The organism is Klebsiella sp. JB_Kp042, assembly GCF_040065275.1.
GTDB classification, from domain to species: Bacteria; Pseudomonadota; Gammaproteobacteria; order Enterobacterales; family Enterobacteriaceae; genus Klebsiella; species Klebsiella quasipneumoniae.
Window position 1 is genome coordinate 98,015 of record NZ_JBEAJL010000027.1, and the last position, 15,394, is coordinate 113,408.

General features: G+C 59.0%; 16 protein-coding genes. 14 read left to right on the plus strand and 2 right to left on the minus strand.

Annotated elements, in window-relative coordinates; translation table 11 throughout:
- The first annotated feature begins 403 nt into the window (after window positions 1–403).
- The 6 genes from ABLV54_RS10475 (at window position 404) to spy (ending at window position 7,256) form a co-directional block, all read left to right on the plus strand.
- Entirely contained in the window at window positions 404–1,624 is a 1,221-nt protein-coding gene (locus ABLV54_RS10475; RefSeq protein WP_050533939.1) for an aspartate aminotransferase family protein, read from the plus strand.
- The gene (astA, locus tag ABLV54_RS10480; RefSeq protein WP_023289295.1) at window positions 1,621–2,655 is read left to right on the plus strand and encodes an arginine N-succinyltransferase; all 1,035 of its coding nucleotides are present in this window, start codon (window positions 1,621–1,623) and stop codon (window positions 2,653–2,655) included. The genes ABLV54_RS10475 and astA overlap by 4 nt, the downstream gene beginning before the upstream one ends.
- A complete protein-coding gene (gene astD / locus ABLV54_RS10485) occupies window positions 2,652–4,130 on the plus strand; it encodes a succinylglutamate-semialdehyde dehydrogenase (RefSeq protein WP_050533938.1) in 1,479 nt (492 codons plus the stop codon). Before astA ends, astD begins: the two co-directional genes overlap by 4 nt.
- The gene (astB, locus tag ABLV54_RS10490; RefSeq protein ID WP_050533937.1) at window positions 4,127–5,452 is read left to right on the plus strand and encodes an N-succinylarginine dihydrolase; all 1,326 of its coding nucleotides are present in this window, start codon (window positions 4,127–4,129) and stop codon (window positions 5,450–5,452) included. Before astD ends, astB begins: the two co-directional genes overlap by 4 nt.
- Before the next feature lie 9 nt (window positions 5,453–5,461).
- On the plus strand, window positions 5,462–6,427 hold the full coding sequence (gene astE, locus ABLV54_RS10495; protein ID WP_050533936.1) for a succinylglutamate desuccinylase: 966 nt from the start codon (window positions 5,462–5,464) through the stop codon (window positions 6,425–6,427).
- A gap of 343 nt (window positions 6,428–6,770) precedes the next feature.
- Window positions 6,771–7,256 carry an ATP-independent periplasmic protein-refolding chaperone Spy gene (gene spy, locus ABLV54_RS10500; protein ID WP_072096650.1) on the plus strand — a complete coding sequence of 162 codons (486 nt, stop codon included), beginning with the start codon at window positions 6,771–6,773 and terminating at the stop codon, window positions 7,254–7,256.
- Window positions 7,257–7,343: 87 nt separating this feature from the next.
- Here the strand turns inward: spy and cho are convergent, their stop codons facing one another.
- Window positions 7,344–8,207 carry an excinuclease Cho gene (gene cho / locus ABLV54_RS10505; RefSeq protein ID WP_348814076.1) on the minus strand — a complete coding sequence of 288 codons (864 nt, stop codon included), beginning with the start codon at window positions 8,205–8,207 and terminating at the stop codon, window positions 7,344–7,346.
- A 99-nt stretch (window positions 8,208–8,306) separates the two neighbouring features.
- Complete coding sequence (gene nadE / locus ABLV54_RS10510) at window positions 8,307–9,134, minus strand: ammonia-dependent NAD(+) synthetase (RefSeq protein ID WP_023289301.1); 828 nt, start codon at window positions 9,132–9,134, stop codon at window positions 8,307–8,309.
- Window positions 9,135–9,416: 282 nt separating this feature from the next.
- Here nadE and osmE point away from each other — a divergent pair, with 282 nt between their 5' ends.
- The 8 genes from osmE to chbG all read left to right on the plus strand — a co-directional run bounded on the left by osmE (window position 9,417) and on the right by chbG (window position 15,341).
- Window positions 9,417–9,755 carry an osmotically-inducible lipoprotein OsmE gene (gene osmE, locus ABLV54_RS10515; protein ID WP_023289302.1) on the plus strand — a complete coding sequence of 113 codons (339 nt, stop codon included), beginning with the start codon at window positions 9,417–9,419 and terminating at the stop codon, window positions 9,753–9,755.
- Between the two features lie 278 nt (window positions 9,756–10,033).
- Window positions 10,034–10,354, plus strand: a complete 321-nt coding sequence (chbB, locus tag ABLV54_RS10520; RefSeq protein ID WP_002901547.1) for a PTS N,N'-diacetylchitobiose transporter subunit IIB — start codon at window positions 10,034–10,036, stop codon at window positions 10,352–10,354.
- A 19-nt stretch (window positions 10,355–10,373) separates the two neighbouring features.
- Window positions 10,374–10,490, plus strand: coding sequence for a hypothetical protein (locus ABLV54_RS10525; protein WP_032429133.1), 117 nt, complete (start codon window positions 10,374–10,376; stop codon window positions 10,488–10,490).
- An 11-nt stretch (window positions 10,491–10,501) separates the two neighbouring features.
- Complete coding sequence (chbC, locus tag ABLV54_RS10530) at window positions 10,502–11,860, plus strand: PTS N,N'-diacetylchitobiose transporter subunit IIC (RefSeq protein ID WP_004203823.1); 1,359 nt, start codon at window positions 10,502–10,504, stop codon at window positions 11,858–11,860.
- 53 nt (window positions 11,861–11,913) lie between these two features.
- Entirely contained in the window at window positions 11,914–12,261 is a 348-nt protein-coding gene (gene chbA / locus ABLV54_RS10535; RefSeq protein ID WP_023289303.1) for a PTS N,N'-diacetylchitobiose transporter subunit IIA, read from the plus strand.
- A 27-nt stretch (window positions 12,262–12,288) separates the two neighbouring features.
- Window positions 12,289–13,113 (plus strand): transcriptional regulator ChbR, encoded by an 825-nt coding sequence (gene chbR / locus ABLV54_RS10540; RefSeq protein ID WP_004203825.1) that lies wholly within the window; start codon window positions 12,289–12,291, stop codon window positions 13,111–13,113.
- Window positions 13,114–13,223: 110 nt separating this feature from the next.
- Window positions 13,224–14,570: a 6-phospho-beta-glucosidase gene (locus ABLV54_RS10545; RefSeq protein ID WP_023289304.1), complete on the plus strand. Its 1,347-nt coding sequence runs from the start codon at window positions 13,224–13,226 to the stop codon at window positions 14,568–14,570.
- A 12-nt stretch (window positions 14,571–14,582) separates the two neighbouring features.
- Entirely contained in the window at window positions 14,583–15,341 is a 759-nt protein-coding gene (gene chbG, locus ABLV54_RS10550) for a chitin disaccharide deacetylase (RefSeq protein ID WP_032452530.1), read from the plus strand.
- Window positions 15,342–15,394: the final 53 nt, after the last annotated feature.

Below are 15,394 nucleotides of genomic sequence, written 5' to 3' on the forward strand. Positions count from 1 at the left end.
ATGGTAGCAGAAATTCGCCAGGCTGGCTGCCATCCGATGCGTCATTCTGCCAATCGCTGCGCATGAGCGTGCCGTGGGTGCCCCTTTTGCGGGCACGCCGCGTCAAAAAAGGGCAAATAGCTACGATAAATTTCGCAGAAGATCACAATTACAGAATTATATCTTACCTTTGCATAACTTATCTTCTTTAATCACTGTTCATCCCCCTTTATCGGATACTTATTCACTAAGTATGCATTTTATGTGAATAGCGCCAGGTTGTAACTCATTGATATTTCGTTATCTCATCCGGTTTATGCATTTTTATCGCTGGCTGGCACGAACCGTGCAATCTACATTTACAGCGTAATAACTCATATTTATTAACATTATTGCTACTTTTAATTTACCGGAAGAGGTCGATATGTCTCAGTCAATTACGCGTAACCACTTTGATGAATGGATGATGCCGGTCTACGCGCCAGCGGCGTTTATTCCGGTGCGGGGCGCCGGGTCGCGGCTGTGGGATCAGCAGGGCAAAGAGTATATCGATTTTGCCGGAGGCATCGCCGTGAACGCGCTGGGGCATGCGCATCCGCGGCTGGTGCAGGCCCTCACCGATCAGGCTGGCAAGTTCTGGCATACCGGCAATGGCTATACCAATGAGCCGATCCTGCGTCTGGCCAAAATGCTTATCGATGCCACCTTCGCCGACCGGGTCTTCTTCTGTAACTCCGGGGCCGAGGCCAATGAGGCGGCGCTCAAGCTGGCGCGTAAATATGCCCACGATCGCTTTGGCAGCGAGAAAAGCGGCATTGTCGCCTTCCAGAACGCCTTCCACGGGCGGACGCTGTTCACCGTTTCGGCAGGCGGTCAGCCGGCCTACTCCCGCGATTTTGCCCCGCTGCCGCCGCAGATCCAGCATGCGGTGTTTAACGATCTCGCGTCGGCAAAGGCCTTAATCAATGACCAAACCTGCGCGGTGATCGTCGAGCCGGTGCAGGGCGAAGGCGGCGTGGTGCCGGCCAGCGTCGAGTTTTTACGCGGCCTGCGCCAGCTTTGCGACCAGCACAACGCCCTGCTGATTTTCGATGAAGTGCAGACCGGGGTCGGGCGCACCGGCGAACTGTATGCCTATATGCACTACGGCGTGACCCCCGATGTGCTGACCACCGCCAAAGCGCTGGGCGGCGGCTTCCCCATCGGCGCGCTGCTGGCGACAGAGGCCTGCGCCAGCGTGATGACCGTCGGCACCCACGGCACCACCTACGGCGGTAACCCGCTGGCGGGGGCGGTGGCCGGCGAGCTGCTGTCGATCGTCAATACCCCGGAAGTGCTCTCCGGCGTCAGACAGCGCCATCAGTGGTTTTGCGAACGCCTGCAGGCGATCAACGCCCGCTATGGTCTGTTCAAGGAGATCCGCGGCCTGGGGCTGCTGATCGGCTGCGTGCTGAACGACGCCTGGACCGGGAAGGCGAAAACCCTCAGCAACCTGGCGGCGGAAGAGGGTGTGATGATCCTGATCGCCGGCGCCAACGTGGTGCGTTTCGCGCCGGCGCTGAACGTCAGTGAAGAAGAGGTGAACAGCGGGCTGGATCGCGTCGAGCGGGCCTGCGCGCGATTCCTGGCGGGAGTTTCATCATGATGGTTATTCGACCGGTGGAGCCGGGCGATCTGCCCGGGCTGCTGAAGCTGGCGGCGGAGACCGGCGGCGGGCTGACCTCGCTGCCGGTGGATGAAGCCACCCTCGCGGCGCGGATCGCCCGCTCACAGCAAACCTGGCGCGGCGAGCTGCCGAAAAGCGAGCAGGGCTATGTCTTTGTGCTGGAAGAGAGCGAGAGCGGCGCAGTGGTGGGCATCTGCGCGATAGAGGTGGCGGTGGGGCTCAACGATCCCTGGTACAACTACCGGGTCGGCACCCAGGTCCATGCCTCGAAGGAGCTTAACGTCTATCAGGCGCTGCCGACGCTGTTTCTCAGTAACGACCACACCGGCAGCAGCGAGCTGTGTACCCTGTTCCTCGACCCGCAGTGGCGCAAAGAGGGCAATGGCTATCTGCTGTCGAAATCGCGCTTCTTATTTATGGCCGCCTTTCGCGAGCGCTTTAATGAGAAGGTGGTTGCCGAGATGCGCGGGGTGATTGACGAGCACGGCTATTCCCCGTTCTGGGAGAGCCTGGGCAAACGCTTTTTCGCCATGGAGTTTTCCCGCGCCGACTACCTGTGCGGCACCGGACAGAAGGCTTTCATTGCCGCCCTGATGCCCAAGCACCCGCTGTATATCGATTTCCTCACCCCCGAGGCGCAGGCGGTGATCGGCAAGGTCCACCCGCAGACCGCCCCGGCCCGGACGGTGCTGGAGAAAGAGGGATTCCGCTACCTGAACTACATCGATATTTTCGACGGCGGCCCGACCCTGGAGTGCGATATTGACCGGGTGCGGGCGATCCGCAAAAGCCGTCTGGTGACCACCGAGGCCGGCGAAACGCCGCCCGGCGACGGACCGCTGTGCCTGGTGGCGAACGAACAGTACCACCAGTTCCGCGCCCTGCTGGTGCATGCCGACCCGGATGGCGACACCCTGACCCTCAGCGCCCGCGAGCTGGATATGCTGAAGTGTCATGCCGGCGACCAGGTGCGCATGGTGCGCCTGATCCCTGAGGAGAAAACCGCATGAGTCTGTGGATTAACGGCGAGTGGCGGCCCGGCGATGGGCCGCGCTTCAGCAAACAGGATCCGGTCAACCTGAAGGTTGTCTGGCAGGGAGAGGCGGCGGACGCCGGGCAGGTCGCCGAGGCGGTGGCGGCTGCCCGCCAGGCGTTCCCGGCCTGGGCGCGGCTGCCGTTTGCCGACCGCCAGGTCATCGTCGAAAAGTTTGCCGCGTTGCTGGAGGCCAGCAAGGCGGAGCTGACGGCGATTATCGGCGCCGAGACCGGAAAGCCGCGCTGGGAGGCGGCCGGGGAAGTGACGGCGATGATCAACAAGGTGGCGATCTCGGTGAAGGCGTACCACACCCGCACCGGCGAACAGCACAGCGATCTGCCCGATGGCGCCGCGACGCTGCGTCACCGGCCGCATGGCGTGCTGGCGGTCTTTGGCCCCTATAACTTTCCCGGCCATCTGCCGAACGGGCATATCGTGCCAGCGCTGCTGGCGGGCAATACCGTGGTGTTTAAACCCAGCGAACTCACCCCGCACAGTGGCGAAGCGGTGGTAAAGCTGTGGGAGCAGGCCGGCCTGCCCGCCGGGGTGCTCAACCTGCTGCAGGGCGGTCGGGAAACCGGCGAGGCGCTCAGCGGCCAGGCGGATATCGACGGGCTGCTGTTTACCGGCAGCTCGACCACCGGTTTTCATCTGCATCGCCAGCTGGCCGGACAGCCGCAGAAGATCCTCGCGCTGGAGATGGGCGGCAATAACCCGCTGATCGTCGACGATCCGCGGGACGTCGATGCCGCGGTGCATCTGACCATCCAGTCCGCCTTTATTACCGCCGGCCAGCGCTGCACCTGCGCCCGGCGTCTGCTGGTCCGGCGCGGAGAGGCGGGAGATGCTTTCCTCTCCAGGCTGGTGACGGTGAGCCAACGGCTGATCCCCGCGGCATGGGACGCTGAGCCGCAGCCGTTTCTCGGCGGGCTTATCTCTGAACAGGCCGCGCAGAAAGTGCATCAGGCCTGGCTGCAGCGGGTCGCCGCAGGCGCAGCCACCCTACTGGAGCCGCGCTTATTGCAGGCCGGGACGTCGCTGCTGACGCCGGGGATTGTCGACATGAGCGACGTGGCCCAGGTCGAGGATGAAGAGGTGTTCGGCCCGCTGCTTGGCGTCTGGCGCTACGACACTTTCGAGGAGGCGATTGCCCTGGCCAATGCCACCCGCTTCGGGCTCTCCTGCGGGTTAATCTCCCCGGAACGGGAGAAGTTCGATCGGCTGCTGCTCGAGGCGCGGGCCGGGATAGTCAACTGGAACAAACCGCTGACCGGGGCGGCGAGTACCGCGCCGTTCGGCGGCACCGGGGCCTCTGGCAATCATCGCCCCGGGGCCTGGTATGCCGCCGATTATTGCGCCTGGCCGATGGCCAGTCTCGAATCGCCGACCCTGACGCTGCCCGCCAGTCTCAATCCGGGGCTCGACTTTCGGGCCGGGGAGGCGTCATGACCGCCCGCGAAGTCAACTTTGACGGTCTGCCCGGACTGACCCATCACTACGCCGGGCTCTCCTTTGGCAATGAGGCCTCCACCCGGCACCGCTTTCGGGTGTCGAACCCGCAGCTGGCGGCAAAGCAGGGGCTAAAAAAAATGAAAGCCCTCGCCGACGCCGGCTATCCGCAGGCGGTGATCCCCCCTCAGGAGCGGCCCAACGTGCCGCTCCTGCGTCAGCTGGGCTTTAGCGGCAGCGATGAACAGGTGGTGGCTCGCGCGGCTCAGCAGGAACCGGATCTGCTGTCGGCGGTGAGTTCGGCCTCGGCGATGTGGGTGGCGAACGCCGCGACGGTCTGTCCCTCCGCCGATTCGCTGGATGGCCTGGTACACCTGACGGTGGCGAATCTGCAGGATAAATTCCACCGCGCCAGCGAAGCCCCCACCACCGGAGCGTTGCTGCAGGCGATATTCCCGGACCGCACGCGATTTGCCATCCACCCGGCGCTGCCTGCCTCGGCATGGTTTGGCGACGAAGGGGCGGCGAACCATAACCGTCTCGGTGGCGAATATGGCGCCCCGGGCGTTCAGCTCTTTGTCTATGGCCGCCGCCGGGGAAGCGAAGAGGCGCCGCGTCGCTATCCGGCGCGGCAAACCCTTGAGGCCAGCCAGGCGGTGGCGCGCCTTAACCAGGTCAATCCCCGCCAGCTGATCTTCGCCCGCCAGCATCCGGCGGCGATCGACATGGGGGTTTTTCATAACGATGTCATCGCGGTGAGCAATCGTCAGGTCCTGTTCTGCCATGAGCAAGCCTTTGCCGACCAGAACGCGGTTTTGCAGCAGCTGGCGCAGCAGGTGCCGGGCTTCACCCCGCTGGTGGTTCCCGCCAGCCGGGTCACGGTGGAAGAGGCGGTTGCCACCTATCTGTTCAACAGCCAACTGTTGAGCCGGGCGGACGGCAGCATGGCGCTGATTCTGCCCCAGGAAGCCCAGGCGCATCCGGGCGTGTGGAACTATCTCAATGAGCTGCTGGCCGGGGATAACCCCATCGCCGCGCTGCAGGTTTTTGATCTGCGCGAGAGTATGGCCAACGGCGGCGGTCCGGCGTGCCTGCGCCTGCGGGTAGTGTTGACGGCCGAGGAGTATCAGGCGGTCAATCCGCACGTCCTGATGAACGATACGCTGTTTGCCACCCTCAATGATTGGGTGGATCGCTACTATCGCGATCGTCTCACCCAGGCCGACCTCGCCGACCCCCAGCTGCTGCGGGAAGGGCGCGACGCGCTGGATCGGTTGACCCAGATCCTGCAGCTCGGTTCGGTTTATCCATTTCAGCAATAAGGGGGCGCGGTGGAACACTTTCTGGCATTAACCCTGGCGGGGCGTTTGCCCCATCACTTTCACGGCGAGACGGCCCATTTTCGCTGGCACTGGCTTGGAGAGGGGATCCTTGAGCTGACGCCGCATGCGCGCTGCGAGCGGGGGCTGGTGCTCTCCTGCGCCATCCATGGCAACGAAACGGCGCCGGTGGAGATTGTCGACCGGCTGGTGCAGCGGCTGGTTCGGGAGGAACTCCCCCTGCGCTGGCGGCTGCTGGTGATCGTCGGTAACCCGCCGGCGCTGCGGGCGAATAAACGCTATCTGCACAGCGATATGAACCGGATGTTTGGCGAGCGCTGGCGGCAATTCCCGGCCAGCGAGGAGACGCAGCGGGCGCAGCGGCTGGAGCAGACGGTGGGCCGCTTCTATCGCGACCACGATGGTCCGCGCTGGCACCTCGATCTGCATACCGCGATTCGCGGGTCGCTGCATCCGCGCTTTGGGGTGCTCCCGGCCCGCGATACGCCCTGGGAGGAGGATTATCTTCACTGGCTGGGCGGCGCCGGGCTGGAGGCGTTGGTGTTTCATCGCCAGCCAGGCGGGACCTTCACCCACTTCAGCTGCGAGCGGTTCGCGGCGCTGGCCTGCACCCTTGAGCTGGGCAAAGCGCTGCCGTTGGGGGAAAACGATCTGACGCAGTTTGCCGCCGCCGAGGGGGCTATCTCCCGGCTGCTGGTGGGGGATCTGGCCATTGCCGACGCCCCGGCGCCGTTGCGCTACCGGGTGGTGCAGCAGATCACCCGCCATAGCGACGATTTCCGTCTGCATATGGCGGATCGGACGCTGAACTTCACCCCCTTCGCCCCAGGCACGCTGCTGGCGGAGGAGGGGGAGATGCGGTATGTGGTGGGGGCAGAGCCGGAGTATGTTCTGTTTCCCAATCCGGCGGTGGCGAGGGGGCTGCGCGCTGGCCTGATGCTGGAAAAATTACCCTGAGGGCAAGCCGTCCGCCGGGCGGCCTGCTTAATTTCGCGCGTCGTTTTACATCTTCTTATTTTTTCGTGCGCCAGCGTAAATTTGCAGATTATTCCTGGTAAAATGCTTTGTTTTTAATCTCTCCTCCTTTATACTCTCCATAATTTCTCTGCAAAACAGTAGGTTATTTATTTTTTATTGCAATTCCTCGTTCAAATTCCTTATTTTCTCCATAATTGGTGAGAAACTGTTTTTTACACTTTCATTGTTTTACTCTTGCTCTGACTAATTGACGATTAACGTCGTAAAGTTAATCTCGTCAACACGGCAACGCGCCGTAAGAATAACGTAAAGTAAGGATTGAATGATGAAGAAACTCACTGCACTGTTTGTTGCCTCTACTCTGGCTCTGGGCGCGGCTAACCTGGCTCACGCCGCCGATACCACCACCGCGCCGAGCGACAGCAAGCCGATGATGATGCATCATAAAGGCGGCCCAGGTCAGCATGACATGATGTTTAAAGGCCTCAACCTGACCGATGCGCAGAAGCAGCAGATCCGCGACATCATGAAGAGCCAGCGCGAAAACATGAAGCGTCCGTCCCTTGACGAACGCCGCGCGATGCACGAGCTGATCGCCAGCGATACCTTCGACAAGGCGAAAGCGGAAGCGCAGATCGATAAGATGGAGGCGCAGCATAAAGCGATGGCGCTGTCCCGCCTGGAAACGCAGAACAAGATCTACAACATTCTGACCCCAGAGCAGAAAAAACAGTTCAATGCCAATTTTGAGAAGCATCTGACAGAACGCAACGCGCCGGCAGGTAAAATGCCTGCACCCGCTGAATAATGTAGCGTACTGAATCAAGACCGCCGGTCTTGCCCAATAATGCCATCAGGCGTTGGGCAGGGCCGGCGGTTTTTTCTTTCTGGCTTCTCAGCTAAGCGGGTGCAGCGGGTAGTTGCCGCTGAGCAGAGGCTTACAGAGAATTTTGTAACCATCCTGGTCGAATCCGGCGGGCAGGCAGGTGAGCTCAGCGGCCTGGTCGAGCGAGTCGACGGCCCCCAGCCACAGCCAGTTATGAATGACATGATACTGCGTCATATCAGGGCCGCGCTCCTCCAGCGCCACCGGTCCTGCCCAAGGCCAGCACACCAGCTGCAGCTTGCTCATCTGCGCCAGCAGACGCTGGCGGTGCGCCTCCACGCTCTCCTTTCCACAGCAGGCGCCGGCGCAGCGGCCCAGCGCGGATCGAAAGCAGGCGCGACCGCGGCTGAGCGGCTCCAGACCGAGCAGGCCATAACAGAGGCGCTGTTCGTCAGCGAGGCTCTGCAGCATCTGCAGCGCCGCCCGCCGGTTGGCGAACAGACCATAGAGATGCTGCTGATGAGAGAAATCAACTTCGCGGGCATAGACAATCTGCGGCCGGTCGTCCGCAAGCAGCCAGGCGCAGAGTTGCTTGTTACGCCGTAGCCGCTTGTTAAACAGCGGCTGCTGCTCTTTAATTAACCGCGCCTCCAGCAGCAGCGCCCCCAGCTCGCCAGCGGTGCGCTGCCAGGTAATACGCCGGGACTGACGCAGCATCGCGGCCTCTTCAGGCGTGCGCAGGTGGGAGAGCACCCGGCTGCGCAGGTTAACGCTCTTGCCGATATAGAGCGGCATCGTGTCGCTGTCGCCGTGAAACTGATAGACGCCCGGCAGCTTCGGCAGCGCCTCCAGCCACGGGCGAAGGTGTTCGGGATATTCATAGATCGCCGCCGCCTCAAACTCCAGACGCGGGGCAGATTGCTTTCTGGCCACAATAACTCCTGATACTGTCTATCTATCCAGTATAGCAGGCGGTTTTTGCGGCGAAAAGCGCAAAAAATAACCCCGGCGCGGGCCGGGGCGGGGGAGGGACTATTTTTTCCAGAAATCGTCAAAGACGGTGATGGGCGGCCGACGCTTGTGTTCGGTTTTCAGATACCAGCCTTCGATCGTTTTGGCGATGCTGGGGTCCAGCGTTTTGCCTTCCAGATAGTCGTCGATATTCTCATAGGTGACCCCCAGCGCCACTTCATCCGGCAGGGAGGGGCGATCGTCTTCCAGATCGGCGGTCGGCAGCTTCTTATACAGATGTTCCGGGCAGCCGAGATGGGCCAGCAGCTGTTTGCCCTGACGTTTGTTCAGGCGGAAGATCGGGTTGATGTCGGTGCCGCCGTCGCCATATTTAGTGAAGAAGCCGGTAATCGCTTCCGCCGCATGGTCGGTGCCGACCACCACCCCTTTGGTCATCCCGGCGATGCTGTATTGGGCTTTCATGCGCTCACGGGCTTTTTCGTTGCCGCGAACGAAGTCGCTCAGTTCGATCCCCGCTTCGCGCAGGGCCTGTTCGCTTGCCAGTACCGAGGCTTTGATATTCACCGTCAACACGCGGTCAGGCTGAATAAAGGCGATGGCATCCTGGCAGTCCTGCTCATCCGCCTGCACGCCGTAGGGTAAACGGACGGCGATAAACTGCAGGCTGCTGTCGCCAGTTTCGGCGCGCAGCTCATTGATCGCCATCTGGCACAGTTTCCCCGTCAGGGTCGAGTCCTGGCCGCCGCTGATACCCAGCACCAGCGATTTAATAAATGGGTAAGTCTGCAGATAGGATTTCAGGAAATCGACGCTGCGGCGGATCTCGCCTGCGGCATCAATCTGCGGCTTCGCGCCCAGCGCCTGAATAATCTCTTGTTGTAGCGTCATCGCGCCCTCCGAAAGTGAATCTGTTTGGCAACCTGTTGGCTTAAAGCTACCTCTTTGCCGCTGAAACGACAAGGACCGGGGTTTTGACTGCCGGAAAAGAAGGCAATCAATGACATAGGATTTCATTATAGATGCCCGCGCGCAGGAGAAAGCGCCGGTCGTCGGCGGAGCGTCAATCCTGTTTACGCAATAACACAATCAGACATGATTTCGCTGTTCGGCTTGAAAAATAACACTATTTATTCCAGGCTTATCGTTACACAGTGGAAGAGAGGAACCAAAATGAACAAAAGCTTAGCAGGAATACTGGGCGTCACCGTCGCGTTAACCTTACTCGCGGGCTGTACCGCTTACGATCGTACCAAAGACCAGTTTACCCAGCCGGTGGTGAAAGATGTGAAGAAAGGAATGTCGCGTGAGCAGGTGATGCAGATCGCTGGCAAACCTTCAACGGAAGTGACGATGGTCCATGCCCGCGGCACCTGCCAGACCTATATCCTCGGTCAACGAGATGGTAAAGTGGAGACCTACTTTGTGGCCCTCGACGAAACGGGGCACGTGATGAACTCCGGCTACCAGACCTGCGCTGAGTATGATACGGATCCGCGCAACGCTAAGTAAGCGCCCTACTGTTGACTGAGTTGTACGTAAGCCCGACCACTGGTCGGGCTTTTTTACGAGTCCTGATGCTTATTTAATTGCGCGAATTATTTGGATGAAAATGTGAGGGTAGTCAAAACCGGAGGTCAATGAGAGACAATTCTGTTCAACAGGGAATTATCACGACGGCTCAGGTTGCCGTATACTCAACCCATAAACAGAATTAACCGGATGTTACCAGTCTTACCGGCTCTCAGCGGTTACTGAAGGCCCTGGTCTCACACATTGAGGAAGCGTTCATGGAAAAGAAACACATTTATCTGTTCTGCTCGGCAGGCATGTCCACGTCACTGCTGGTCTCCAAAATGCGGGCGCAGGCGGAAAAATACGAAGTCCCGGTCATTATTGAAGCCTATCCTGAGACTCTCGCAGGTGAAAAGGGACCGGAAGCCGACGTTGTATTATTAGGGCCACAAATTGCGTATATGTTACCGGAAATTCAGCGCCTGCTGCCGAATAAACCGGTAGAAGTCATCGATTCTCTTCTGTATGGCAAGGTGGATGGTTTAGGTGTATTGAAAGCCGCCGTCGCGGCCATTAAGAAAGCTGCAGCACAATAATTTTAAATTTTAAAACTCGATATATTTTGACGCCTGGCGGCATCCCGTTGCCGGACGTCAAAGAATAAAGAGTTTATTTTCCCGTCAAAGAGTAATTTCATACATCATCGCCGTAATAGTTTATTGCGGCTTTTAAGGGTATTGACTATGAGTAAAGTGATCGACTCGCTTGAAAAGGTACTCCTTCCTTTTGCAGTGAAAATAGGAAAACAGCCGCATATTAATGCGATTAAAAATGGATTCATTAAATTAATGCCGTTGACCCTCGCCGGGGCCATGTTTGTATTAATTAACAACGTTTTTCTGAGCTTCGGCGAAGGCTCTTTCTTTTATTCCATGGGCATTCGCCTGGATGCCTCCACCATTGAAACCTTAAACGGTTTTAAGGCTATCGGCGGTAACGTCTATAACGGCACCCTCGGCATTATGTCGCTGATGGCGCCATTCTTTATTGGCTCCGCGCTGGCGGAAGAGCGCAAAGTCGACCCGATGGCCGCAGGCCTGTTGGCGGTCGCGGCCTTTATGACCGTGACCCCGTATAGCGTGGGCGAAGCCTATGCCGTCGGCGCCAACTGGCTGGGCGGGCAGAACATCATCTCCGGCATGATTATCGGTCTGGTCGTCGCGGAGCTGTTCACCTTCGTGATCCGTCGCAACTGGGTGATCAGACTGCCGGACAGCGTGCCGGGGTCGGTATCGCGCTCTTTCTCCGCGCTGATCCCTGGCTTCTTGATCCTCTCCATCTTCGGCATTATCTCGTGGGCCCTGTCGAGCTACGGCAGCAACTTCCACCAGATCATCATGGACTCCATCTCTACGCCGCTGGCGGCGATGGGCAGCGTGGTCGGCTGGGCATACGTCATCTTTAACTCCCTGCTGTGGTTCTTCGGGGTGCATGGTTCGCTGGCGCTGACCGCGCTGGATAACGGCATCATGACGCCGTGGGCGCTGGAAAACATCGCGCTGTACAACCAGTACGGATCGGTTGATGCGGCGATCGAAGCGGGTAAACAGTTCCACTTCTGGGCCAAGCCGATGCTCGACTCCTACATCCTGCTGGGGGGTTCCGGGGCGACGCTGGGTCTGATCATCGCCATCTTTATCGCTTCCCGCCGCGCTGACCATCGTCAGGTTGCGAAGCTGGCGCTGCCGTCAGGCATCTTCCAGATTAACGAACCGATTCTGTTTGGCCTGCCGATCATCATGAACCCGGTCATGTTCATCCCGTTCGTGCTGGTCCAGCCGATTCTGGCGGCCATTACTCTCGCGGCCTACAGCCTGGGGATTATCCCACCGGTGACCAACCTGGCGCCGTGGACCATGCCAACTGGCCTGGGGGCGTTCTTCAACAGTAACGGCAGCGTCGCCGCTCTGCTGGTCGCCCTGTTCAACCTTGGCGTCTCCACCCTGGTCTACCTGCCGTTTGTGGTGCTGTCGAATAAAGCGCAGACCGTCATCGAGCAGGAAGAGAGCGAAGAAGACATCGCCAACGCACTGAAATTCTGATACCGCGCGGTACGGGCAGCGTCCCGTACCGCCTGAGAAATGAGGGAAATATTATGTTTGATCTGGACAACATCGACGCGGTAGAGACCCCGGAAAACGACCTCGAAGAGGTGGTGATGGGGCTGATTATCAACTCCGGACAAGCCCGTAGCCTGGCCTATGCCGCGCTAAAACAGGCCAAGCAGGGAGATTTTGCCGCGGCGAAATCGATGATGGAGCAGTCGCGTCAGGCGCTGAGCGAGGCGCATCGCGTGCAGACCCAGCTTATCGAAAGCGACGAGGGCGAAGGGAAAATGAAGGTCAGCCTGGTGCTGGTGCATGCTCAGGATCACCTGATGACCTCCATGCTGGCCCGCGAGCTGGTTGCGGAATTGATTGAGCTGCACGAGAAGGTACAATAGGCCATCACGACGATGAGGCAGCCCAGGATGATGACCACCGAGATCAGTACCGCCAGAGAACAGCAGTTGTTCAACGGGAAGAACTTTCATGTGGTCATCTATAACAAAACGGAAAGCGTGAGCGGGCTCCACCAGCATGATTACTACGAATTTACCGTCGTATTAACCGGGCGCTATTACCAGGAGATCAATGGCAAACGGGTGCTGCTGGAGCGCGGGGATTTTGTCTTTATCCCGATGGGCTCGCACCACCAGAGCTTCTACGAATTTGGTGCGACGCGCATCCTTAACGTCGGCATCAGCAGGCGCTTCTTTGAGAAACACTATCTGCCGCTGCTGCCGTTTGGCCTGGTGGCGTCGCAGGTCTATGCCGTGCAGAGCGCTTTTCTCGGCTATATTGAGTCGGTCATCGCCTCACTCAATTTTCGCGAAACGGAATTTGACGAATTTATCGAGCTGGTCTCCTTTTATGTCATTAACCGTTTACGTCACTATCGCGAAGAGCCGGTTGCAGACGTCGTTCCACAATGGTTAAAAAATACCGTTGAGGCCATGCACGATAAACTGGAGTTTGGCGAGAGCGCCCTCGAGAATATGGTTCGGCTATCGGGCAAAACGCAGGAATATTTAACCCGGGCGACCCAGCGCTATTATGGTAAAACGCCGATGCAGATAATTAACGATATCCGTATTAACTTTGCCAAAAAGCAGCTGGAAATTACCAACTATTCGGTGACGGATATTGCCTATGAATCAGGGTACAGCAGCCCGAGCCTGTTTATTAAAACCTTTAAAAAGCTGACCTCGTTTACGCCGAGCAGTTATCGCAAACATTTGACCAGTATTAATTAAACTCGCGCGGTATTAGCCGCCCGGCTTACACCGTAACTAATTTAAGTTAACTGTCCGCATTTATGCGGAGAGCAGCCTGCGCCCAGGCGCAGCGCCTAAGGGAGAAAAAAATGAGCCAGAAATTAAAAGTCGTCACCATTGGCGGCGGTAGCAGCTATACCCCGGAATTACTGGAAGGTTTCCTGAAACGTTATCATGAACTGCCGGTGACAGAGCTGTGGCTGGTGGATGTGGAAGAGGGCCAGGAGAAGCTCGATATTATCCATGCGCTGTGCGAGCGGATGGTGGAAAAAGCCGGCGTGCCGATGAAGGTTTATAAAACGCTGGACCGCCGCGAGGCGCTGCAGGGCGCGGATTTCGTTACCACCCAGCTGCGGGTGGGCCAGCTGAAGGCGCGTGAAAAAGATGAGCGCATCCCGCTGAGCCACGGCTATCTTGGCCAGGAGACCAACGGGGCGGGCGGGCTGTTTAAAGGGCTGCGTACCATCCCGGTGATTTTCGACATCGTGAAAGATGTGCAGGAGATCTGCCCGGACGCATGGATCATTAACTTCACCAACCCGGCGGGCATGGTCACCGAGGCGGTCTATCGCCACACCAGTTTCAAACGCTTTATCGGCGTGTGCAACATTCCCATCGGCATGAAGATGTTCATCACCGACGTGCTGCAGCTCAGCCCGAGCGATGAGCTGAACATTGACCTGTTCGGTCTGAACCACCTGGTGTTCGTCCGCGACGTGCTGGTTAACGGCGTCTCGCGCTTCGATGAACTGCTGGACGGCGTTGCCTCCGGCCGCCTGACCGCGAACTCGGTAAAAAATATCTTCGACCTGCCGTTTAGCGAGGGGCTGATCCGCTCCCTGCGCCTGATCCCATGCTCCTATCTGCTCTATTACTTTAAGCCAAAAGAGATGCTGGCGATTGAGATGGGCGAGTACTATAAGGGCGGCGCGCGCGCCCAGGTGGTGCAGAAGGTGGAGAAGCAGCTGTTCGAGCTGTATAAAAATCCGGATCTCAAGGTCAAGCCGAAGGAGCTGGAGCAGCGCGGCGGCGCCTATTACTCCGATGCCGCTTGCGAAGTGATCAACGCTATCTATAACGACAAGCAGACTGAGCACTATGTGAATATCCCGCATCATGGCCATATCGATAATATCCCGGCGGACTGGGCGGTCGAGATGAGCTGCACCTTAGGTCGCGATGGCGCGAAGCCGACGCCGCGCATCACCCATTTCGACGAGAAGGTGCTGGGGCTTATCTACACCATCAAAGGGTTTGAAGTGGCGGCCAGCCAGGCGGCGATCAGCGGCGAGCTGAACGACGTGCTGCTGGCGCTGAACTTAAGCCCGCTGATCCATTCCGATCGTGACGCCGAGCAGCTGGCGCGGGAGATGATTCTGGCTCATGAAAAATGGCTGCCGAACTTTGCGGCGACGATCGAAAAACTGAAAGCGTAACGGGAGCGGCAAATGGAACGCGTATTGATCGTCAACGCCGACGACTTTGGCCTCAGTAAAGGGCAGAACTACGGCATTATCGAAGCCTGCCGCAACGGCGTGGTGACATCGACTACGGCGCTGGTCAACGGCGCGGCTATTGACCACGCAGCCCAGCTGAGCCGCAGTACGCCGGAGCTGGCGGTCGGGATGCACTTTGTGCTGACGCTGGGCGAACCGCTGTCGGCCATGCCGGGGTTAACCCGCGACGGCCGGCTGGGCAAATGGATCTGGCAGCAGGCGGAAGAAGATACCCTGCCGCTGGAGGAGATTGCCCATGAGCTGGCGTGTCAGTACCGTCGTTTTATCGATCTCTTCGGCCATGAGCCGACGCATCTCGACAGCCATCACCATGTGCATATGATCGCCCCGATCTATCCCATCGTCGCCGCTTTTGCCCGCGACAAGGGCATCGCGTTGCGCATCGATCGCCAGGTGGCGGCGCAGAGCGGTCTCGATCAGCAGGCGGCGCGCAGCAGCGCAGGCTTCAGCAGCGAGTTTTACGGGGAAGCCGTCTCTGAGGCGCTGTTCCTGCAGACGCTGGACGCCTCAATCGCCCGCGAGGAGCGCTCCCTGGAGGTGATGTGTCATCCGGCCTTTGTCGACCAGACCATCATGGGCAGCGCCTACTGCTACCCGCGGCTGGGCGAGCTTGATGTGCTGACCTCTGCCTCGCTGAAAGCGGCGGTGGCCGACCGGGGTTATCGCCTGGGAACCTACCGCGACGTGTAAGCCCGACGGGGGAAAGGAAAGTGAGTCAAGCCCGGCACACCGTGCCGGGCTTT